The organism is Halomonas sp. AOP43-D1-4 (genome assembly GCF_052446175.1).
Taxonomy (GTDB): Bacteria; Pseudomonadota; Gammaproteobacteria; order Pseudomonadales; family Halomonadaceae; genus Vreelandella; species Vreelandella citrativorans.
Map to the genome: position 1 here is coordinate 13,604 of NZ_JBQSVY010000009.1, position 22,549 is coordinate 36,152.

Sequence of the window (22,549 nt, forward strand, 5' to 3'; positions counted from 1 at the left end):
TATGACCTATGGCTTGTTTGGGGCGCCGCTTGGTCGGTTCAGCACGTGAGTGCTAGACAAAAGTACCATGCTGGCTGCCTGCTCTTGAGGTTAGCTCTCGAAATAGGAGCCTGACGCCACTAAGGCATAGTGCACTATTTCTTATTAAAGGCTTTCATGAAAAGAGGTTAGCCAATGAAACGACAAAAACGTGACCGCTTCCAGCGGGCTTATGTTCACGGGTACAAAGCAGGTGTTATCGGCCGCTCCCGTGATGAATGTCCCAGTCAAGATGTTAATTTACGCGAGTACTGGATGAGCGGTTGGCGTGAAGGTCGCGGAGACCAATGGGACGGTATGACCGGCGTTTCCGGTATCCACAAGAATCCCATGGTCATGACCTAACCGGTTATAACTTCCTTAATCTACACTTTGGAACATGGAGCCCGCTTAAAAGCGGGCTTTTTAGCCTCAAAACCACACGAATTACTGCGTTTTTAGCGCGCTGGCACATTCGTTCACAAGCGCTGGGCCTTGGTACATCAGGCCTGAATAGAGCTGAACCAAATCAGCACCCGCCGCAATTTTGGCTTTTGCAGTTTCACCGCTATCAATCCCGCCAACGCCAATAATCGGTAGCGTTGGCAGATGCTGACGCAGCAGACGAATAATCACGTTAGAGGGTTCAAAAACGGGTTTTCCCGAAAGCCCTCCCGCCTCTTCCGCCTGAGGGTCACTCTTGACCGCTTCACGGGAAACGGTCGTGTTGGTCGCGATGACGCCGTCCAGTTCATTGCGAGCAATACTACCGGCCACGAGCGCGACTTCCTCTTCGCTCATATCCGGAGCGATTTTAATCAGTAGCGGTACCTTGCGGTTTGCTTCAGCATCCAGCAACCGGCTACGCTCACGAATTGGCCCTAATAACGCATCCAGTTGCTCACCAAACTGCAGTGTACGCAGCCCCGGCGTATTGGGTGAAGAAATATTCACAGTAATATAATCAGCAACCGGGTGAACGGCATTCAGGCAGGCTAAATAGTCCTCCAGGGCGTTTTCAACCGAGGTGGTCAGATTTTTGCCAATATTAATGCCCACCACGCCTTGATAGCGGCGCTTTTTCACCTGCTCAATTAAGTGCTCAACCCCTTTGTTATTAAACCCAAAGCGGTTAATGATGGCGTTATGGCTCGCCAAACGGAACAAGCGCGGCTTGGCGTTACCCGGCTGTGCCTTGGGCGTCACCGTGCCCACTTCAACAAAACCAAAACCCAGCGCGCCGAGCGCATCCAGGTGATCGGCATTTTTATCAAGCCCCGCAGCAAGCCCCACGCGGTTGGCAAAGCGCAACCCCATCAGCTCAACAGGATCCTCGATTGGCTTGCCCACCCAAGGGCGAATACCGCCCACGCGTTGTAATGCGTCTAACGCCCCCAGCGCCAACCCGTGTGAGGTTTCGGGGTCAATACGAAAGAACAGCGAACGCGCGAGTGAATACATCGACAGAGTCTCTCCAGGAGAATGGGCGGCGCAGAGTATAGCGCATCCTGCCCTTTTAGCGCACCGCGCTCGCGCTTAACCAGAAGCTACGCACAAAAAAACCGTGCCTGAGTTACCTCAGGCACGGTTACTTCTTACAACAAGTATGCGTTGTGTTAGCAAACGCTTAGGCGGTTATGCCTCGCTATCGCTTTCTGCAAGGTCCACCAGTTCGCGTACAGCGACGGCAAACAGCGCAAACCCACCTTCACTACCGCTACGCACCTCATCAATCAAACGGCACCAGCGGCGGTGCAGGTCAGCATGCTGCTCAAGCCACTGGTCCACACGCTCCTGAGTATCGCGGCTACCGGCTTCCAACTTCAGTACGCTGGTGGTTAAGGCCAACTGCTGGCGGTCGATATCATCCCGGAACGTTTCCCGGGCCTGTACCTGCCATGCGTCACGCACACCGAGCTGCGTTACCTGTTGGCTCATCCAGGGAAGCTCCAAACGGCTGCCAATTTCGTAAAACACTTCGGCGACGCGCTGGGGCTTCTCATTGGTAACCCGTGCCGCCTGAATGATCCCCAACCCGGCATACAGGCTAGGCGCGGCAGCAACGGTAGAGGCCAGTGCTTCCGGCACGCCCGCATCCTGCAGCTCATCCCGACGCTGGCGCCAGGCCTCAAGCTCTTCGCCGCTTAACAGTTCGCCCATCTCTTCTTGCAGCTGCGCCAACCGAGGCGCGAAGTACTCAATGGCATCCTGAGTCGAAAGCCCCATGTGCTGGCGCAGGAACCAGCGTGTCGAGCGGCGGATCAGGCGCATCAGGTCCAGCATCATGGAGTGCTGCACGTCGCTGGGGATCTGGTTATCCAGGTCTTCAATCTGTGCCCAAAGTGACAGCAGGTTGAAGCTATCCCGCGCAATAACATAGTTACGTGCAATATCTGCCCGACCGGCGCCAGTGGAGTCACGTAGCCGACGGACAAACACGACCCCCATGTGATCAACCAAGTCATTCGCGACTTGCGTTGCCACAATTTCACGCTTCAGGCGGTGTTCATACATCTCGGTCTGGTAGCGCTCTGTCAGCACAGACGGGAACAGACGCTCAAGATGGCGATGGATATACGTATCATCGGGCACATCGGAGGTGATCAGGTCGTCTTTTAGCGTGCTCTTGGCGTAGGAAATCAGTACCGACAGCTCCGGCAAGCGCATGCCCTGCTGATTGGCGGCACGCTCTTTTAAGGTCTCATCGGTGGGCAGGAACTCAAGCTCACGATCAATCTGCCCGGCAGACTCCAGCTCGCTGATAAAGCGGCGATACGGCCCGATGCCTTGGCATGACAGTATCTCGGAGAGGTCCAGCGCCTGAGCCTGACGGTAGTTATCAAGAATCACCAGGTCGGCAACTTCATCGGTCATTTCTGCCAGCAGGTCGTTGCGCTGCTTGTCGGTCATGTCGCCGCGCTTCACCACATCATCGATCAATATTTTGATATTGACCTCGTGATCAGAGCAGTTAACGCCACCTGCGTTATCAATAAAGTCAGTGTAAACGCGCACACCTTTGGCGGCGGCTTCCATTCGGCCACGTTGAGTCATCCCCAGGTTGCCGCCTTCGCCCACTACGCGGCAGTTAAGGTCTTCGCCATTAATGCGCAGCGCATCGTTAGCTTTATCGCCGACATCGGCATCGGTTTCATCCGAGCCTTTCACGTAGGTGCCGATACCGCCGTTCCAGACCAGGTCGACCTTTGACTGGAGCATGGCGCGAATCAATTCATTCGGCGACAGGTGCTCTTCCTGAATACCAAAGACCTGCTGCATTTCCGGGGTAATCGCGATGGACTTGGCGCTGCGGTTAAAGACACCTCCGCCCTGCGAAATCAGCTCGGCACTGTAATCCTCCCAACTGGAGCGCGGCAGGTTAAATAGCCTTGTACGCTCGGCAAAGGCCGCATCAGCCTCAGGGTTGGGGTCGACAAAGATATGCAGATGGTTGAACGCACCCACCAACTGAATCTTGTCGGAAAGCAGCATGCCGTTACCAAATACGTCGCCCGCCATATCACCAATACCAACGACGCTAAACAGGTCCCGCTGGGTATCTACGCCGAGGTTTTTAAAGTGACGTTTAACCGACTGCCAGGCACCACGCGCGGTAATGCCCATTTTCTTATGGTCATATCCGTTCGCCCCACCGGAGGCAAACGCATCCCCTAGCCAGTGGCCATACTCGATAGAGATTTCGTTGGCGATATCCGAGAATGTTGCCGTTCCTTTATCGGCGGCAACCACCATGTAGACATCGTCTTCGTCGTGGCGCACCACGTTTTTAGGCGGAACAACGTCGCTGCCATCCAGATTATCGGTCACGTCTAACAGCGCACGGATAAACGTTTTATAGCAAGCAATGCCTTCGTTCTGCTTCGTTTCGCGGTCAGCATTTTCAGGCATGCGCTTACATACAAAACCACCCTTGGCGCCTACCGGGACGATCACCGCGTTTTTGACTTGCTGCGCTTTTACCAGCCCCAGCACTTCGGTACGGAAATCTTCATGGCGGTCAGACCAGCGCAAACCACCGCGGGCTACTTTGCCACCGCGCAGGTGGACACCTTCCACGCGTGGCGAGCAGACAAAAATCTCGAACATCGGCCGTGGCTTGGGCATTCCGGTGACTTTGGAAGGCTCAAGCTTAAAGGCGATGTAGTCTTTAAAGCGGCCGTCTTCAGCACGCTGGTAGTAGTTGGTGCGCAGTGTTGCTTGAATAAGCTCCATAAAACGACGTAACAATTGGTCATCGTTTAGGCTGGCAACGGCTTCCAACTGCTCATTAAGCCGCGTGATACACTCGTCGGTATCGTGTGAGTCCAGCGCAGGATCAAAGCGCAGACGGAACATTTCCACCAGTAACTGAGTAATGGCCGGGTAGTTGGCCAAGGTCGCGGCAATGTAGTTTTGAGACATGCCAAAGCGGATTTGCTTGAGATAACGTGCGTATCCACGCAGCATGGCGACTTCGCGCCAGTCCAGCCCTGCCGCAATAATCAGCCGGTTAAAGGCGTCGTTATCCGCTTCGCCCGCCCAAATACGTTTAAACGCTTCACTGAAGGTTTCGCGCATTTCACCCAAGCTGACATCTTTATTACCGTGCTCAAGCTCAAAGTCGTGAATCCAGTAATGCTGCTGCGGCGCACTAATGTCGTAGGGGCGTTCACTAATAACCCGAAGCCCCAGGTTCTCCATCATGGGCAACACATCAGACAGCGGGATCGGCGAACCACGATGGAAAAGCTTCAGGTTTACGCCACTGCCCTGCTCTTCCAGCGGCCGATAAAGCGACAGCGACAGCGCCTCACCGTTATCCAGTGCCAGCAAGTGCTGTATATCGAATACTGCGGTGCGCGCATTGAAGTCTTCGCGATAGCTTGCCGAGAAGGCGCTTTGGAACTGCTCCATCTGATGATTGGCGCGCTCTTCTCCAAAACCCTCAATCATCGCGGCCATCAGCTCGTCGCGCCAGCTGCGCGCTAGGCGGGCAACTTTGCTTTCCAAGCGTTTAAGGTCGTACTGGCTGGGTGCATCGCCGTTAAAGCGTAGAATCAGTTGAATACGCGCCAGAACCGACTCTGACAAGTAGGTATTAAAATCGCCAAAGTGCGCGTCAAGCTCGTCACACAACAGGTTTTGAATGCGTTGACGCAAATCGGTTGAAAACACATCGCGAGGCACAAACACCAGGCACGAGTAGAACTTACCGCTAACATCGGCACGGATAAACAGGCGTACCTGGCGACGTTCCCGAATATCAAGAATGCCCAGCGCGGTATGCGCTAGTGAATCCGTACTGATCTGGAACAGGTCATCGCGGGGATAAACTTCAAGCACCTGTAGAAGCTGCTTACCGTTATGCCCTTGGGGATTAAACCCGGCGATATCCGAGACAGCTTTTAGTTTACGGCGCAGCAGCGGAATATTGCGCGGCGACTCGTTGTACACCGTCGAGGTGAACAAACCAAAGAAGCGACGCTCGCCAATCACATTGCCGTCGTCGTCGTAGCGGTCGACGGTAATGTAGTCTGGGTAGGTCGGGCGGTGTACCCGCGAGTGGTGGGCGCTTTTGGCAAACGAGAGTAATTGGGGCACCAGTTCATAGTTGCCGTGCTCGTCAATGCCCTCTTCGGCACGAATGCGCTCATCGTAGCGTGGATCGTCCAGGCGAAAGACCCCAAGCACGCTATTCGGGTCGCGCTGCAGCTCATCGCCTTCCAACAGGTATTCGTCATACCCCAGGAAAGTGAAATTATCCTTAACCAGCCACTCTAAAAAGGCGATGGCCTCTTCATGGTCGTCCGGGTCGATTTGCGGGGGGCAGTTCTTTTCAAGCTCCTGGATCGCAGCGGTGATCTGACGGGTAATCGCGTCGTAGTCATCAACCGCGGTACGTACATCACGCAGTACTTGATAGAGTTTTTTCTCGATATTCGACAGCGCGTCAGGATCCGTATGACGATCAACCTCGATAACGATGAGCGACTCACGCGCCTCTGGGGCGTTGGCATCACGAGGTGAGGTCAGCGTTTGCAGCTGATTCTGCTCATTGCGGGCCACGGCAAATACGGAATTTTGGATCGCATGGACGGTAAGCCCTTGGCGATTCAGTTCAATGCGTATCGAGTCGACCAAAAAAGGCATGTCTTCATGCAGTACTGCTACAAATGTGTGCGTCGACTGCCAACCATGCTCTTCAAAGTCAGGGTTGAAAACGCGCACTTTAGGGCGCTTCGCATCGTGGTGCTGTAGGAACTGCCAAATGGATAATGTGGCGCCGTAAAGATCGTCCAAGCGGCGATCAACAAGATCCTCTAACGGCACGCTCGCGTAAAAACGTCGTGCAAACGCCTCTATCGCCGTTGCTCGCTCCGGTTCCAGCCGCGCTTCCAAGCGCTCAAATAGCTGCTTCAAAAGGTCTTGCCGACTCTCTTCACTCGCAACGTATTGCATCCATCACCTCGACTGCCGGAAAAAACGTGGAACGATAGGCCTTTAGGCCAATATAACGACTAGCTTACGCCACCCTGGATCATCACTCTATCCATCTGGCATGTTCTTCATGGTATATACCTCTTTCGCATTATGCGCCCTATTGACCATCCTCGCGCCGCGTGAGCCATACGCCACATTCACAATGGTCGGTGAATGGAAACTGGTCAAATAGTGCAAAGCGTTCTATCTGGTGCGTTTTAGTGAGCAGCGCCAGATTTTCGGCAAGTGTTGCTGGGTTACATGAAATATAGACGATCTGATCGTACTCACTGATTTGCTGGCAACTCTGCGCGTCCAGCCCAGCGCGGGGCGGGTCAACCAGCACCGTGGAGAAGCGATATTCGTCCAATGCCATTTCAGCCACGCGCCGCCCGCCTTTTTCGCCTTTAAGCGCCAGCGCAAACTCTTCGGCTGACATACGGGCTACATGAGCATTGGTGATCTTGTTGGCTTCAAGGTTGACGTTAGCGCTGGCGACCGACGTGCGCGAAATTTCAGTGGCCAGTACGCGCCGAAAATTATCGGCCAGGGCGATGGTGAAATTGCCGTTGCCACAGTAAAGCTCGACCAGGTCTTCATCCTGACGTCCGGCCGTCACTTCACGCGCCCAGCTCAGCATCGTTTGGCAGATATGCGCATTGGGCTGGGTAAAGCTGTTTTCGACCTGCTGATAGTCAAGCGAGCGCCCATCAACCGTTAAACGCTCCCACACGTGGTCACGGGTAAGCACCAGGCGCTGCTTGCGTGAGCGGCCAATGATCATAATGCCAAGCTCGGCTTCCAGGGCGCGTGCTTCTTGCTCCCAAGCGTCACCTAGCGGGCGGTGGTAAATCAGCGTGACCAGCGCCTCGCCTGACAGCGTGGTGAGAAATTCCACCTGGAATAGGCGCCGACGCAGTTCGTCACTGGCCAGAAACGCCTCGCGCAGACGCGGCATTAGCGCATTGATGGACTCGCTTGCAACGTCAAACTGATCAAGCCGCACGACCTGCTTGTTTTTAGGGTCGGCTGGGTCGACCTCAAACATGGCGTAGTAAAGATCATCGCCTTCATGCCAGATACGAAACTCACAGCGCTGGCGATAGTGACTGGGCGGTGAGGCAAAGACCTCAAGTGCGGGCGGATTAAACACCGCAAAAGTGCTTTCCAGGTAAGCACGCTTCTCGGCAAGCTGCTCGTCATAACGTTCGGGTTGTATCACGGGGATAGCCAAGTCGGCGCCTCTTTTTTCATAAACGGTATTAATATCAATGCTAATAACAGTCGTGTCGGCTCAGGCTGAAAATACGCGCCCTAAGCGCTTAACGCCAACCGGCCAGGAACAGAAAACCCAAACTGCGCAAAGCCTGGGCTTAGCGCATCGGCAGAAGCCGTGGTAAAAAATCGGCCATCTTGCCCTTTTTTTAACGGCGGCGCGATCTGGCCGACGCGCCGAGCGATCGCATCACCGGAGTCAATCCAATTCACGGGTGTGGGGGCGAGTGCTTCAAGCCAGGGTTTTAACAGGGGGAAATGCGTACAGCCCAGCACAACGGTATCCACTGGTGGCTGAGTGCTCGACGTTTGCCAAAGCGGCGCCAGGGCTTGCTGAAGCCGTTGGCGGTCTGGCTGGCCGCCGCCAAGTAGCGCCTCGGCTTCCAGCACCAGCGCATCGGCGGCTACCCGGGTGATGAGGCAGTCGCTGGCAAAGTTTTCAATCAACTTTTGCGTATAGGGCCTACCCACAGTAGCGCGAGTAGCCAGTAGGCCAATATGGCGTGTTTGGCTAATGGCGGCGGCGGGTTTAATGGCGGGTACCGTGCCAACCACAGGGATCGTCAGGACGTTGCGCAAACCATCCAGCGCGAGTGTGCTGGCCGTATTGCAGGCAACGACCAGCACGCTTGGTTGGCAGGCCTGAACGGCGGCCTGGCAAACCGACACGATACGCGCTGAAAGCGTTACGTCATCACGCAGCCCATAAGGCATCCACGCGTTATCGCAGGCGTAGCACATCGCCGTATCAGGATAATACTGACGCAGTGACCGGGCGACCGAAAGCCCACCCACGCCGGAGTCAAAAATCAGCACGGGGCCCGCCATTACTACCCCTTTGCCGTTTGCTTTGATAAGCACACCTGCTTCTCCATCAGCCGCTCATTCACGGGGCGCTAGTTTAACACGCCCCGCTGGCAGCCAAAGGAACGCTCTGCTGATTAGATCGCGGGTATGTCCGCGCCGCGTAGTTCAGCGTAAAGCTCTGGGTAATCCTGTTGCAGGCGCTCAAGCTCCTGCTCAGCGCCTTCTGGTAGCGCGTGCAGCAGCTCTTGCATATCTTCCTCACTAAAATATTGATCAATAAGAGGGAAAAGACCTTCTCGCTCCTGGCGTAGATACGCCCTATGCGCCTCAAGGTAAGCTTTTAAGTCCTCGGCAAAACGATCCATCGGCAAGATGTTGTCCATCAGGATCGTATCGATGTTGTCGGACAGCAATTGAAGGCGTGGCTTGAGCTCAAGATAATCGCTGGTCATTTTTTCCATTAATTCCAGATGCTCGGGCGCTTGGGTTTCCAAACGATCAACGCATATACGCTCTAACGGGGCCGCGAAACCTTCCATGTAAGACAAAATGTAATCCACGACTTCACGCATCAGCTGAAAATTGGGCCGCTCACCCTGAGCCAGGGTCTTTTGTTTAAGCTGCAAGACATGAAGCATTCGTGCCATGTTGGCATGATCTAGACGCAGTTGGTTTAACATCGTGCCGTCTCCTGTGTGGTGTCATGCCTGCCGCCTTAACTCTGAAGTGGCGTTGGGCACGCAATCATAAGCGGGTATTACTACACTACGCCTATGGGCGATGGCTAAGCGCTATCGTCATGTAGGTACCGCTACGTATTATGGTTAGATGTCACCATGCGCTTAAGGCGCCACCCTGACAAGCATATCGTTTGTATCAGTTTTTATGGAAGCTATGCAAAAGGTAGTCGGGCAATACGCCATTTGCCATACGCTCTTATGATTACCTCATTACTCAACATCTCGATTTACAACGGAAGTTTACATGGATCTTTTCGACTTTCAGCGTGCAACACCCAGCGATGACGCGCCGTTGGCGTATCGGATGCGCCCGCAGACGCTTGATGACTACGTCGGCCAGCAAGCGTTGGTGGGTCACGACAAGCCGCTTCGTCGCATGGCCGAAGCAGGCCTGGTACGCTCAATGATTTTGTGGGGGCCTCCAGGTGTTGGCAAAACAACCCTGGCCGAGCTGCTCGCGCGCGCATCCAGCGCACATCTGGAGCATTTAAGCGCGGTGATGGCTGGCGTTAAAGAGATACGCGCCGTGGTTGAGCGCGCCCAGCAGCATACCTCACCGGTGATTCTGTTTCTGGATGAGATCCATCGCTTAAACAAGAGCCAGCAGGATGCCTTGCTGCCTCACGTAGAGTCGGGGCTGCTAACCCTGATTGGCGCCACCACGGAGAACCCCTCCTTCGAGGTCAACTCTGCCCTGCTATCTCGCGCTCGAGTTTACGTTTTGAAGGCACTCTCGCAAGAGGAGCTGATAGCCGTCATGCGCCAAGCGCTGACTGACGAGCAGCGCGGTCTTGGCAAACGTGCGATTGTCGTGGAGGACGATGTGCTTGCTGCCCTGGCGCACGCAAGTGCGGGCGATGCCCGGCGCGCGTTGGGACTTTTAGAAACCGCTTGTGACTTTACCCAGCCAGAGAATGGCCAAGAGGTGCTTCACATGTCGGTATTGGCAGACGTTATTGGCCATCAGGCAAGCGCATTTGATAAGCAGGGCGACGCTTATTACGACCTACTCTCAGCGATTCATAAATCCATACGCTCTTCACGCCCTGACGCAGCGTTACTTTATATGGCGCACTTTATTCAGGGCGGTGGTGATCCTTTGGATGTGGTTCGCAGGCTTAGCGCCATTGCATCAGAAGATGTAGGTAATGCCGACCCACGTGCGCTTCCGTTGGTGATAGCGGCCTGGGACGCCTACCTTCGCTTGGGGGACTACGAAGGCCAGCGTGCCATTGCCCATGCAGCCATCCATTTGGCCGTGGCACCCAAAAGCAACCGAATTGACCGCGCCTGGAACGCTGCAAAACAGTACGCGCGCCAGCAGCCTCAAATAGAGGTACCCACTTATTTACGCAATGCGCCCACCAGGCTTATGGAGCAGCTAGGCCATGGCGAAGGCTACCGCTACGCGCATAACGAGCCTGATGGCTATCCCGCGGGTAGCGCTCACGACTGCTGGCCAGAGGATTTGCCCAAAGCACGCTTTTTTGAGCCTAGCCAGTTTGGCCAGGAGAAGCGCTTCGGCGAGATAATGGCCTGGCGGGAAAATCGTGACCAGGAAGCAGATCAGGCGCCCTAAGGCGCCTGATCATTCACGGGTAAACCGCCGACGTTTTAGAGCTCTTCACGAATAACGTCGGTGCCTTCCGGAATTTCGAAGTTAAACAGGCCACGGTCAATGGACCCGTTCTGGGTGATATCGCTAAACCGAATAAGCGTTTTTTGACCAGTGCTGTCCATCATCCAAAGTTCAGTGAGCGTGTCGTTGTCAAACACCATGCTCAACTCTTCAAACAGCGTGTCTGCCGAGCTTGGGATCAGCGTGAACACATCTTCACCGCTTTCCTGCTCATACACCACATCATAACTTGCTGTCAGGTCACTGATACTGCCAGAGAGCAGAAGCGCAGGCGTGTGCGTTACGCGGTCATCCATCGGCTGAACCGTTACCTGTTCAAGGTCCGGATCGTAGAGATAAACATCGTTGCCATCGGACACGACGACCTGCGTATAAGGCGCTTCGACTTCCCAACGCAACATACCTGGGCGTGAGAGCCACATTTCGCCACGCGCACTTTGCAAACGCTGGCCACTACCATCAAGAATCTGCTGCTCAAAGGTCGCCTGATAGCTTTCCAGGGGCTCCAGGCGCTCGGTTAAACGCTCAGCGGCATCATTGGCCCATGCAGCGGGGGTAGCAAACGTCAATCCAAGAGCGGCCGCGGCCAATGACAAGGGTGAAGAAAGCAGAGTTTGCGTGTCGCGCATAGTGTTCTCCCTGGGCATACGTTGTCGAGTTGAATAGACCTACGCTGCCGGATTGAAGCTGATAAAAGTAGTACAGATGAACCAGTACTGATAAACCAATGCTGAGGACTTTCAACAACGTCCATGTGATGCTTCAGACGCGAAACGCGCCACGGGGTTTCATCCGCGGCGCGATTTTCACGCTTCTTGCATGATTACTAAATGCACGATTACTAAATGCAGAATTACTAATTGCGGCATTAATGCCCCACCGGCGGTGGCGCTAATACTTCGCGGGCGCCGTTGCTGCCCATGGCAGAAACGATCTGTGCCGCCTCCATGGCATCGACCAGGCGCGCGGCTCGGTTGTAACCAATCTTAAAGCGCCGCTGTACCGCAGAAATCGAGGCTTTTTTGGTTTCGGTCACAAACTGAACCGCTTCATCATACAGTGCGTCCTGTTCAGCATCGTCGCCGTCACTGCCTTCTGCCTCAAGCCCTGTTAGCGCATCCGCCGAGACGCCGCCCGACAAAATTTCCTCAATGTATTCAGGGGTGCCGCGGCGCTTCCAATCCTCAACCACACGGTGCACTTCGTCATCATCAACAAACGCGCCATGCACTCGATTAGGCGGACCGGAGCCCGCAGGCAAATACAGCATGTCGCCATGACCCAACAGGCTTTCAGCGCCGCCCTGGTCCAAAATCGTACGAGAATCGATCCGTGAAGAGACCTGAAATGCCATGCGCGAAGGAATATTCGCCTTGATCAAGCCCGTTACCACGTCCACCGAGGGGCGCTGGGTGGCCAGGATCAGGTGAATACCGGCTGCCCGCGCTTTTTGCGCCAGGCGGGCAATCAGCTCTTCCACCTTTTTACCAACGATCATAAACATGTCGGCAAATTCGTCGATGACCACCACGATATAGGGCAGCTTCTCAAGCACTGGTGGCGTTTGGTGCATTTCCCAGGGTTGCGGCTCCCAAAGCGGGTCGGCTACCTGAGCACCTGCGCGCTCGGCTTCATCCAATCGGCCGTTAAAACCGGCAATATTACGCACGCCCATGGCGGCCATCAGCTTATAGCGGCGCTCCATTTCAGCGACACACCAACGTAGGCTATTGGCGGCTTCTTTCATATCGGTCACGACCGGCGCCAGCAGATGCGGGATGCCGTCGTAGACCGAAAGCTCCAGCATCTTAGGGTCCACCATGATGAGCTTAAGCTCATCTGGCGTGGCTTTCAGTAGCATCGAAATCAGCATTGCGTTAACGCCTACCGATTTACCTGAACCGGTGGTGCCCGCTACCAACAGGTGGGGCATCTTGCCGAGGTTGGCAATCACAGGCCCGCCACCGATATCCTGGCCAAGCGCCATGGTCAGCGGTGAGGTTTCCTGCTGGTAGCGCTCGGAGTCGATGACTTCACGCAGACGAATCATTGCCCGATGCGGGTTGGGAATTTCGATCCCAACGGTAGGCCGCCCAGGAATCACCTCAACCACGCGCACGCTTTTTACCATTAGCGAGCGGGCCAGGTCTTTGGAAAGATTGCTGATTTTGGACGCTTTCACCCCTGCCGCTGGCCTGATTTCAAATCGCGTGATGACGGGGCCAGGCCATGTATCGACTACTTCTGCTTTTACGCCATATTCACGCAGCCGCACTTCCAGCAGCTCTGCCATATCGGCCAGCTGTTCGTCTGTGTAGTTCGGCTGATGCGGCTCAGCGGGCGTTAGCAGTTGAAGGCTAGGCACATCGCCTTCCGGTTCTGGCAACGTCTCAAAAGCAGGCCGCTGATTTTGCAGGTGTTCAACCGTCCAGAGCGTCGGCCCGCTGTCGGCTTCATTGACCACGTTATCCGCAGAGAAGGTCGGCTCATGGCGTGCAGTGTTGGTGGGCAAAGACGTAGGGCTAAGCAAAGGCTCATCTTCATCCTCTTCCCATACCGGCTCAGGAACGACTTCAGGCACCCGCTCACGGCGGGGCTCAGTATATGGAGGCGTAGCGGTAAGTGAAGGCTTACTTTGAGGCGCCACCTCAGGCTGATCAAACGCGCTTAGCCTGGGCTCGCTTAACCTGGGCTCGCCTAGCTTAGGCTCAGGGCGCAGAGGCGTGTCTTCCTGAACCGCCTGCTCTTTCTCATCCCAGTCATCGTGCTGCCACTCTTTCGTTTTCAAGCCCTCTGTTTTCAAGCCCTGTTCACTATCCCGCTCATCGCCTTGCTCGCTGCCCTGCTCATCGTCTTGCGCTTCCTCGGCGCCCTCTTCTTGACGGAAGAAGTGCGAGACAGCGGGCACCGCAGCATCGTCTTCACGAGAAGCGCGTAATGACATCGGTTCTTCAGACGTTGATGATTCAACCGCTGGCGCAGCGTCGCTGTCAGGCGTGGGCTCTGGGATGACCTCAGGTTGACGCGCGTTGGGTGGCTCTGAATTGAGTCCAGAAGTGCGATCAGCATTGATCGATACTGGCTCATCACTCTGCTCTGCTGCGGGGCTCACTGCCTCAGGCGTTGGCGCTTGCGCGGGTTCTGGTGCTGCTTCTGGCTGTGGTACAGCATCAGGCTCAGTGGCCGTTACCACCGTAGGCTTGGTCTGTGTTTCGGCAGCCGTCGTTGCCGCTGAAAAAGCGCTCGCTGCCCAAGGAATCGACGTGTCGTTTTTGGTCGCCTCAGGCGTTTCTTGCGCGGCAAGCGGTGCCGAGAACTCGGGCTCGCGACGTTCACGATGTGTATCGCGGCTGGTTTTGGCTTTAGGTGCTCGCGGAGGCTCTTCCGCTTTTGGCGCAGGCTTTAAAGAGGCGCGCAGCGCAGCGCGCTCGCGGCGTTTCTCACGACTTTTTTCCCGGCGGGCACTCAACCAGCCACCAACACGGCATAAGCGGCGACCTACTTCATCCGCCACCCGCAGCCAAGACGTACCGCTAAACAGCGGGAAGCCAATCAGTATCAAGGCCGCAGCGATTAGTCCCACACCACCACTGCCGACCAGTGGTTTGAGGGTGTTGACCAACCCTTCCCCCAAAATACCGCCCGAGGCATAGGGTAAAATGCTGTTAGGATGATAAAAGTGCAGCGCTCCCAGCATGGTCGTGCCAAACATCAGCAGCACCAGACCGCCGGCATGTACGGCAACCGCCACGGGGTCGAACTCAAAACGCACCTGGCGCGAGCGCATTAGCCACCATGCGGTAAAGCCAAACATACCCGGCCACCACAAAGCACTAGCCCCCAGCAGCGAATACAGGACATCCGCAAGCCAAGCGCCGACCGGCCCCATCCAGTTACGAACGTCCGTTTCAGGCCCCTGGTAAGACCAACCAGGATCTTCCGGATGATAACTAAACAGTGCTAATAATAAAAAAACGCACAGCGCCAGCAGTACCACTACTACGCCTTCACGCACCGAGCCTTGCAAGCGCAGACCGAACCGGCGAGCTTTATCTTTCGCGGCTTTAACCCGCGCAGAAGAGGCCGAAGATGGTGCTTGACGCGAATTACGCTGCGTTCGCTTGTCTACCGCCTTATTCACTTTCAAGCGATTCTCCCTTTACACCTCAATGGTGTCTTTAATCCACTTGCGAGTTTGCATCATACCGAGCATCCTTGCGCCGTCACAGAGCTTCTCATCAAGTGCTCAGTAACAGGAGCAAGTAATGCTACCTTGGCTTTCTTCGCCATTCCCAACCTTTCCGCCTACCCGCATTGCCATGGACTCGCCCAATGGGCTGCTGGCAGCAGGTGGCGAGCTTTCTCCGCGCTGGCTGGTGGAAGCGTACCGGCGCGGTATTTTCCCATGGTACAGCGATGACGACCCCATTTTATGGTGGAGCCCCGATCCGCGCATGGTACTACGCCCTGAGCAGTTCAAGCTGCGGCGTAGCTTAGCAAAACGACTGCGCAATGGGGGCTTTAACATCACCGTTAATCAACAGTTTGAACACGTCATTAATGCCTGTGCTGCGCCACGCGATGAAGACGCAGGCACCTGGATCACCGTTGATATGTACAATGCCTACGTAGCGCTTCACCGTCTAGGGATTGCACACAGTATCGAGGTCCATCACGCCGGCCAATTGGTAGGCGGCCTTTATGGTTTAGCGATGGGACCGGTATTTTTCGGCGAATCGATGTTTTCGAACATCGCCGATGCCTCCAAAGTGGCCCTTGCTCACTTGGCGGGCGCTATGCAGGCACATGGCGGCAAGTTGATTGACTGCCAAATGCACACACCGCACCTTGCAAGCATGGGTGCGACAACAATCGCCCGAGAGACGTTCATCAACTATCTTGAACAGTGGTTGCCCGAAGCGGCGTTTAATGTGTCATCACATGAGGCATTGTCAGTGCCTGCATCCCCCTGGCTAGAAGCGGTATCGCGCTATAACACCCCGTGATGCTGGCTGGGTTGGGTTAATTTATCAAGGAGGCAAGCTTTGAGTAGTAATACTCCGCGTCGGCCGGTGCGGGATCTGCGCTTCTTCCTTACCGTGCCTCATGCCTGCAGCTATTTACCCGGCAAAGAAGCGACAACGCTTTTTCTTGACCCGCAAGAGTCTCCCGTTCGGGGCGTATATGACTCGCTGGCGCTACTCGGGTTTCGGCGCAGTGGTCGGCATCTCTACCGACCCCACTGTGAAAACTGTAATGCCTGCCAGTCCGTGCGTATTCCTGTTGAGCCCTTTGCGCCCAACCGCTCCCAGCGCAAGGTGTGGCGCCGGAACGCAGATATCACCACTCGCGTCGTTCCTGCACGCTATGAGGCGCGGCACTATGAGCTCTATGCAGACTATATTCGCCATCGCCATGCCGATGGTGACATGTACCCACCCAATCGTGAACAGTACCGCACGTTTTTAACCCTGGAGGAGCCGTATGCCTACTTGCTGGAGATGTATGCAGGCTCGGAGCTGGTGGCCGTATCGGCATTTGACCAGCTAGAGCATGGCCTTTCGGCCATTTACACGTTTTTTGGCGTTGGCGATGCCCTAGACAGGCGCTCTTTGGGCACCCTTGCTATCCTTCAGCTCATTGCGCTGACGCGTGAAAAAGGCCTATCCCACCTGTATTTAGGGTACTGGATCGAAGAGTGTCGTAAAATGCGCTACAAGCAGGATTTTTCTCCCATTGAAGTACTGGATGGGCGTTATTGGCGGCCCTTAATTCGCTAAAGCCAGCAAATTAAGCCAGCTTTTTTGCCTTGACGACGGGCTTACGGCACAATATAGCGCTGTTTCTTAAGTGTCAGCCTTCTGGCCCTTAAAACCTGAAACGGTTTTGGTTTGCTAACTACGTTAAATAAGTGAGGATCTGCCTATATGGCACGCGAAGATCATATTGAAATGGAAGGTGTTATCGTTGATACCCTTCCCAACACCATGTTCCGTGTTGAGCTTGAGAACGGTCACGTTGTAACCGCTCATATCTCCGGCAAAATGCGTAAAAACTATATCCGCATTCTGACGGGCGATAAAGTGAAAGTGGAACTAACGCCGTACGATCTTTCCAAAGGCCGCATTGTCTACCGTTCGCGCTAAGCCTTTATAACGCCTTTTCAGCCAGCACGCAGTACGGCGCCGTTACCTGTATACGACAACGCCCCGTCGAAGACAGGGCGCTGTGCATTACGGTATGATTAGGCGCTACGCATTAAGGCGATCTTAGCGCCCTTTTCAGGGCGCATCCGCCATCTCAGTCTCGGTGGAGAGATGCAGCTCCCCCTCCTCCAGACTGACATGCACAATACCGCCATTATCGGCCAACTCGCCAAACAGAATCATTTCAGCAAGCGGCTTTTTCAGCTTCTCTTGAATCAAGCGCGCCATGGGGCGAGCACCCATATCCGGATCGTAACCTTTCTCGGCTAACCAGTCCCGGGCCGCATCATCAACCTCGAGCTGTACACGCTTCTCGTCCAGCTGCGCCTGCAGTTCAATCAAGAACTTGTCGACCACGTTACGCACAACAGACGTCGGTAACGCATGGAACTGAATGATACCATCCAAGCGGTTACGGAACTCCGGCGAGAACGTACGGCGGATAACTTCCATCGCATCGGTTGAGTGATCCTGGCTTTGGAAACCGATAGAGCGACGCGAGGCCTGCTCGGCACCTGCGTTAGAGGTCATGATGACAATAACATGGCGGAAGTCAGCTTCACGGCCGTTGTTATCGGTCAGGCGGCCATGGTCCATTACCTGCAGTAGCAGGTTAAAGACTTCCGGGTGCGCTTTCTCAATCTCATCCAACAACAGTACGCAGTGCGGCTGCTTGGTCACTGCTTCGGTTAACAGCCCGCCCTGGTCATACCCAACATAGCCGGGAGGCGCACCGATCAAGCGCGATACGGTGTGACGCTCCATGTATTCCGACATATCAAAGCGCACAAGCTCGATACCCATGATATGGGCAAGCTGCTTGGCCACTTCGGTTTTACCTACCCCCGTCGGCCCAGCAAACAGGAAGCTACCTACCGGCTTATCGGGCGATTTAAGCCCAGCGCGCGAAAGCTTGATAGCGGCAGAGAGCGTATCAATGGCTTCGTCCTGCCCGAACACCAGCATTTTCAGGTCGCGGTCGAGCTTCTCAAGCAGCTTGCGGTCCGAGCTTGAAACGCTCTTCGGCGGAATGCGTGCGATAGAGGCCACAATGGCTTCCACCTGCTCTACATCAATGGTGTTTTTGCGCACTTCAGGGGGTAATAGCCGCTGGTGAGCGCCCGCCTCGTCAATGACGTCAATGGCCTTATCCGGCAAATGACGATCATTGATGTAACGATCGGCCAAACGTGCCGCACTTTCCAGCGCACCATCGGTGTACTTAAGCTCGTGGTGCTCTTCAAAGCGAGAGCGCAACCCTTTAAGAATCTTGATCGTATCGTCAACCGAGGGCGCGAGTACGTCGACTTTCTGGAAGCGACGCGCCAATGCACGATCTTTTTCAAAAATACCGCGAAATTCCTGGAACGTCGTGGAGCCAATACAGCGCAGCTCGCCCGAGGAGAGCAGCGGTTTCAGCAGGTTAGAGGCATCCATTACGCCACCAGAGGCAGCACCCGCACCGATAATCGTATGAATCTCATCGATAAACAGTACGGCATTGGGCTGCTTGCGTAGCTCGCTCAGCAGGCTTTTTAGACGTTTTTCAAAATCGCCACGGTATTTGGTTCCGGCAAGCAGCGCGCCCATATCCAGCGAATAAACTACGGCGTCTGCAATAACGTCCGGAACGTCTTCTTCAACGATACGCTTGGCAAGGCCTTCGGCCACAGCGGTCTTGCCTACGCCAGCCTCGCCGACTAGCAGCGGGTTGTTTTTACGCCGACGCGCCAGAATCTGCACAACGCGCTCAAGTTCGTGGTCACGGCCAATCAACGGGTCAATTTTGCCCAAGCGGGCCTGCTCGTTCAGGTTAGTGGCATACCCGGTCAACGGATGTGCGCCACCTTCACTTGCGCCCTCTTCGATCTCCTCACCCTCTTGCGATGATGACGGCGCCTCGCCATGGCCTGCTACTTTGGAAATACCGTGGGCGATGTAGTTAACCGCATCGACACGAGCAACGCTTTGCTGCTTGAGGAAATAGACCGCTTGGCTTTCCTGCTCAGAAAAAATGGCCACCAATACATTGGCGCCGGTAACTTCGCTTTTGCCTGACGACTGAACATGGAAAACCGCCCGCTGTAGCACACGCTGAAAACCAAGCGTTGGCTGCGTTTCACGGTCCCCATGGCCTTCGGGAATAAGCGGTGTGGTTGAATTAATAAAATCCTGCAGATCGGACCGCAGCTTGTCGAGGTTTGCCCCACACGCTTTTAAGACATCAACTGCTGAGGCATTGTCCAGCAACGCTAACAGTAGGTGCTCAACGGTCATGAACTCGTGGCGCTTTGAACGGGCCACGGTAAAAGCCGTGTTCAGGGTCAGTTCAAGTTCTTTGCTCAGCATGGCAGTCCCCTTTTCGCTACTACCTAGGGCATTTCGCCACCTAGGACTTGCGTCGGATCAATTTAGTCGACCGGCACTTTCAACATCGGGTACAAATGGCAGGGTTGCAAGCCTCACCGACAAATTTTTATCAACCCTTTCAATTTGCGGCTTCAATATCACTCATTAACGGGTGTTCGCATTCACGTGCATACTCATTAACCTGATGGCATTTGGTCTCGGCAATGTCTCGTGTAAAAACACCACAGGTCGCTTTTCCTTGGGTATGCACCGCCAGCATTGTTTGCACCGCTTTTTCGCTATCCATACTGAAAAATTCTTGCAGCACTTCAATAACAAAATCCATGGGCGTGTAGTCGTCGTTATGCAGCACGACTTTGTATAGAGGCGGTTGTGCTAAAGCGGGCTCAGCAGACTGAGTCGCTACATCCCCATCATCAGGCATTTCAGGCCGCGTCATGCCGGCCATCGCATATGACATTGCGGTTACATCAACCGTCGTCATACCGAACATTGTCATATCAAACATTGGAATAGACATAGATCGCACTGTTAGTTCTCTCAAGACGCATAAAACGACCTAGTCGAAACGACTCCACCTTTGCAGCCGCAAGGGTAACCCGTCAAAGACTATGACGCTTAAGTTCTACAAGGGTTCACGTGGCATCAAAAATATCATACTTCAAAAGTCAAAAACCCCCGTTCTTTATTGGAACGAGGGTTTCGCTTTCACGCCCCCATTAACGAGGGCATTTTGGCCTTAACCTTTTGCCACCACGGCTAACGCTTCGTTCAGCGTTTTGCTCGGGCGCATGGCCTGGCTTGCCAGCTCACCGTTCGGACGGAAATAGCCCTGAATATCAACGGCTTTTCCTTGAACATCGTTAAGTTCTGCAACGATGGTTTGCTCATTGGCTTCCAGCTTCTCGGCCAACTGAGCAAACAGTGCTTTCAGCTCAGCATCGTCATTCTGAGCGGCCAGCGCCTCTGCCCAATAAAGTGCCAGGTAGAAGTGGCTACCACGGTTATCAAGCTCACCGACCTTACGTGAAGGCGACTTGTTGCTATCCAGGAACTTGCCGTTGGCTTCATCAAGTGTCTTCGCCAGCACAGTGGCACGTGCGTTGCCGAAGGTGCTGCCCAGGTGCTCAAGCGATGCCGCCAGCGCGAGGAATTCGCCCAACGAGTCCCAACGCAGGTGGTTCTCTTCCAGGAACTGCTGAACGTGCTTGGGAGCACTACCGCCCGCGCCAGTTTCAAACAGACCACCGCCATTCATCAGCGGAACGATAGACAGCATCTTCGCGCTGGTGCCCAGCTCCATGATCGGGAACAGGTCGGTCAGGTAGTCGCGCAGTACGTTGCCGGTGACAGAAATGGTGTCTTCGCCTTTGCGGATACGCTCAAGCGATACCGCCATGGCATCAACCGGCGCCAGGATACGGATATCCAGGCCGTTGGTATCGTGATCGTTAAGGTACGCTTCTACCTTCTTGATCAGTTGCGCATCATGAGCGCGGTTAGCATCCAGCCAGAAAATAGCCGGAACGCCGCTTTCGCGCGCACGCGTAACAGCCAGCTTCACCCAATCCTGAATCGGCGCATCTTTGGTCTGGCACATACGCCAGATGTCGCCTGCTTCGACGTCATGACTAAACAGCGTGTTGCCGTTTTCGTCCGTCACCACCACGGTGCCATCGGCAGCGATCTGGAAGGTTTTATCGTGGGAGCCGTACTCTTCGGCTTTTTGCGCCATCAGGCCAACGTTAGGCACGCTACCCATGGTGGTTGGGTCAAACGCACCGTGCTTTTTGCAATCTTCGATCACCGCTTGATAGATAGTCGCGTAGCAACGATCCGGAATAACCGCTTTGGTGTCGTGCAATTGGTCATCGGCACCCCACATTTTACCGGAGTCACGAATCATCGCCGGCATGGAGGCATCGATGATCACATCAGAAGGCACGTGAAGATTGGTAATACCCTTGTGGGAATTCACCATCGCCATCGGCGGGCGCTCTTGGTAAAGCGCTTCGATATCACCTTTGATAGCGTCTTGCTGGTCGCTGGACAGCGACTCAATGGCACTGTAGAGATCGCCAATACCGCTATTAGGGTTAAAGCCAGCTGACTTCAGCGCATCGGCGTGCTTTTCAAGTGCGGCTTTGTAGAACTCTTCAACCACGATGCCGAACATGATCGGGTCGGAAACCTTCATCATGGTGGCTTTCAGGTGGAGCGAGAACAGTACGTTGCGCGCCTTGGCATCGCTGATTTCGCTGTCGATAAAGCTGCGCAGGCGACGGCTGCTCATGCAGGCAGCATCAATCACTTCGCCTTCAAGAACGGCCAGGCCTTCTTTTAGGACAGTTGTGGAGCCATCTTTTTGCTGCAGCTCAATCTTGAGCTTGCCGGCTTTTTCCATAACAGCGGATTGCTCGCTGCCGTAGAAGTCGCCTTCGCTCATGTGAGCCACGTGAGACTGAGAGTCGCTGCTCCACTCGCCCATGCGATGCGGGTACTTGCGCGCGTAGTTCTTGACCGACTTCGGCGCACGGCGGTCAGAGTTACCTTCACGCAGCACTGGGTTTACCGCACTACCCTTGGCCTTGTCGTAAGCCGCCTTGATAGCTTTTTCTGCGTCGTTTTTAGGCTCTTCCGGGTACTCGGGCAGCGGGTAGCCTTGGCCTTGAAGCTCTTTGATCGTGGCTTTCAGCTGCGGGCCAGAGGCGCTGATATTGGGCAGTTTAATAATATTGGCTTCGGGCGTAGTCGCTAACTTGCCAAGTTCTGCTAGGTCATCACTAACGCGCTGCTCGTCGTTAAGCAGGTCAGGGAACTGGGCCAGCACACGTGCCGCCAATGAAATGTCGCGTGTCTCGACTTCAATCCCGGCCGGGTCTGTAAAAGCATCGATAATCGGTAACAGGGAATATGTCGCGAGCGCAGGGGCTTCGTCGGTGAGCGTATAAATGATCTTCGGCGTTTGGGACATTTTTGCGTTAACCTCTTTTCTCTGTCGCTTTAGTTATAAA

Annotated in this window: 15 protein-coding genes; 5 read left to right on the forward strand and 10 right to left on the reverse strand. The window is 54.8% G+C overall.

Annotated features, from left to right (window positions below; all coding sequences use genetic code 11):
- Positions 1-174 precede the first annotated feature (174 nt).
- Positions 175-384, forward strand: coding sequence for a ribosome modulation factor (gene rmf, locus ACT3RQ_RS11045; RefSeq protein ID WP_087106179.1), 210 nt, complete (start codon positions 175-177; stop codon positions 382-384).
- Between the two features lie 81 nt (positions 385-465).
- Here the strand turns inward: rmf and ACT3RQ_RS11050 are convergent, their stop codons facing one another.
- The 5 genes from ACT3RQ_RS11050 to ACT3RQ_RS11070 form a co-directional block, all read right to left on the reverse strand.
- Positions 466-1,479, reverse strand: a complete 1,014-nt coding sequence (locus tag ACT3RQ_RS11050) for a quinone-dependent dihydroorotate dehydrogenase (RefSeq protein ID WP_444680487.1) — start codon at positions 1,477-1,479, stop codon at positions 466-468.
- Between the two features lie 174 nt (positions 1,480-1,653).
- Positions 1,654-6,477: an NAD-glutamate dehydrogenase gene (locus ACT3RQ_RS11055; RefSeq protein WP_444680488.1), complete on the reverse strand. Its 4,824-nt coding sequence runs from the start codon at positions 6,475-6,477 to the stop codon at positions 1,654-1,656.
- Positions 6,478-6,616: 139 nt separating this feature from the next.
- Positions 6,617-7,732 carry a tRNA (uridine(54)-C5)-methyltransferase TrmA gene (gene trmA / locus ACT3RQ_RS11060; RefSeq protein ID WP_172117173.1) on the reverse strand — a complete coding sequence of 372 codons (1,116 nt, stop codon included), beginning with the start codon at positions 7,730-7,732 and terminating at the stop codon, positions 6,617-6,619.
- A gap of 80 nt (positions 7,733-7,812) precedes the next feature.
- Positions 7,813-8,601: a glutamate racemase gene (gene murI / locus ACT3RQ_RS11065; RefSeq protein WP_444680562.1), complete on the reverse strand. Its 789-nt coding sequence runs from the start codon at positions 8,599-8,601 to the stop codon at positions 7,813-7,815.
- Between the two features lie 113 nt (positions 8,602-8,714).
- Entirely contained in the window at positions 8,715-9,260 is a 546-nt protein-coding gene (locus ACT3RQ_RS11070) for a hemerythrin domain-containing protein (protein WP_444621838.1), read from the reverse strand.
- A gap of 304 nt (positions 9,261-9,564) precedes the next feature.
- On the opposite strand from ACT3RQ_RS11070, the gene ACT3RQ_RS11075 reads away from it, so the two are divergent.
- Positions 9,565-10,899, forward strand: coding sequence for a replication-associated recombination protein A (locus ACT3RQ_RS11075; RefSeq protein WP_444680489.1), 1,335 nt, complete (start codon positions 9,565-9,567; stop codon positions 10,897-10,899).
- A 35-nt stretch (positions 10,900-10,934) separates the two neighbouring features.
- Here ACT3RQ_RS11075 and lolA read toward each other — a convergent pair whose 3' ends face one another.
- Entirely contained in the window at positions 10,935-11,588 is a 654-nt protein-coding gene (lolA, locus tag ACT3RQ_RS11080; RefSeq protein WP_087106192.1) for an outer membrane lipoprotein chaperone LolA, read from the reverse strand.
- A gap of 239 nt (positions 11,589-11,827) precedes the next feature.
- Positions 11,828-15,106, reverse strand: a complete 3,279-nt coding sequence (locus ACT3RQ_RS11085; protein WP_444680490.1) for a DNA translocase FtsK 4TM domain-containing protein — start codon at positions 15,104-15,106, stop codon at positions 11,828-11,830.
- Between the two features lie 118 nt (positions 15,107-15,224).
- On the opposite strand from ACT3RQ_RS11085, the gene aat reads away from it, so the two are divergent.
- The 3 genes from aat (at position 15,225) to infA (ending at position 17,105) form a co-directional block, all read left to right on the forward strand.
- A complete protein-coding gene (aat, locus tag ACT3RQ_RS11090; protein WP_444680491.1) occupies positions 15,225-15,965 on the forward strand; it encodes a leucyl/phenylalanyl-tRNA--protein transferase in 741 nt (246 codons plus the stop codon).
- Positions 15,966-16,004: 39 nt separating this feature from the next.
- Complete coding sequence (locus ACT3RQ_RS11095) at positions 16,005-16,739, forward strand: arginyltransferase (protein WP_444680492.1); 735 nt, start codon at positions 16,005-16,007, stop codon at positions 16,737-16,739.
- 147 nt (positions 16,740-16,886) lie between these two features.
- Positions 16,887-17,105 (forward strand): translation initiation factor IF-1, encoded by a 219-nt coding sequence (gene infA, locus ACT3RQ_RS11100; protein WP_007111068.1) that lies wholly within the window; start codon positions 16,887-16,889, stop codon positions 17,103-17,105.
- A 135-nt stretch (positions 17,106-17,240) separates the two neighbouring features.
- On the opposite strand, the gene clpA is transcribed toward infA, so the two are convergent.
- The 3 genes from clpA to ACT3RQ_RS11115 form a co-directional block, all read right to left on the reverse strand.
- Positions 17,241-19,514: an ATP-dependent Clp protease ATP-binding subunit ClpA gene (gene clpA, locus ACT3RQ_RS11105; RefSeq protein WP_444680493.1), complete on the reverse strand. Its 2,274-nt coding sequence runs from the start codon at positions 19,512-19,514 to the stop codon at positions 17,241-17,243.
- Positions 19,515-19,653: 139 nt separating this feature from the next.
- Entirely contained in the window at positions 19,654-19,959 is a 306-nt protein-coding gene (clpS, locus tag ACT3RQ_RS11110; protein ID WP_087106453.1) for an ATP-dependent Clp protease adapter ClpS, read from the reverse strand.
- Positions 19,960-20,274: 315 nt separating this feature from the next.
- Positions 20,275-22,509, reverse strand: coding sequence for an NADP-dependent isocitrate dehydrogenase (locus ACT3RQ_RS11115; protein WP_444680494.1), 2,235 nt, complete (start codon positions 22,507-22,509; stop codon positions 20,275-20,277).
- Positions 22,510-22,549: the final 40 nt, after the last annotated feature.

Bases quoted from the DNA above. Each gene is read 5' to 3' on its own strand.
- rmf (WP_087106179.1), top strand. From the start codon at position 175: ATGAAACGACAAAAACGTGACCGCTTCCAGCGGGCTTATGTTCACGGG.
- ACT3RQ_RS11050 (WP_444680487.1), bottom strand. From the start codon at position 1,479: ATGTATTCACTCGCGCGTTCGCTGTTCTTTCGTATTGACCCCGAAACC.
- ACT3RQ_RS11055 (WP_444680488.1), bottom strand. From the start codon at position 6,477: ATGCAATACGTTGCGAGTGAAGAGAGTCGGCAAGACCTTTTGAAGCAG.
- murI (WP_444680562.1), bottom strand. From the start codon at position 8,601: ATGGCGGGCCCCGTGCTGATTTTTGACTCCGGCGTGGGTGGGCTTTCG.
- ACT3RQ_RS11070 (WP_444621838.1), bottom strand. From the start codon at position 9,260: ATGTTAAACCAACTGCGTCTAGATCATGCCAACATGGCACGAATGCTT.
- ACT3RQ_RS11075 (WP_444680489.1), top strand. From the start codon at position 9,565: ATGGATCTTTTCGACTTTCAGCGTGCAACACCCAGCGATGACGCGCCG.
- lolA (WP_087106192.1), bottom strand. From the start codon at position 11,588: ATGCGCGACACGCAAACTCTGCTTTCTTCACCCTTGTCATTGGCCGCG.
- aat (WP_444680491.1), top strand. From the start codon at position 15,225: ATGCTACCTTGGCTTTCTTCGCCATTCCCAACCTTTCCGCCTACCCGC.
- infA (WP_007111068.1), top strand. From the start codon at position 16,887: ATGGCACGCGAAGATCATATTGAAATGGAAGGTGTTATCGTTGATACC.
- clpA (WP_444680493.1), bottom strand. From the start codon at position 19,514: ATGCTGAGCAAAGAACTTGAACTGACCCTGAACACGGCTTTTACCGTG.
- clpS (WP_087106453.1), bottom strand. From the start codon at position 19,959: ATGCCTGATGATGGGGATGTAGCGACTCAGTCTGCTGAGCCCGCTTTA.
- ACT3RQ_RS11115 (WP_444680494.1), bottom strand. From the start codon at position 22,509: ATGTCCCAAACGCCGAAGATCATTTATACGCTCACCGACGAAGCCCCT.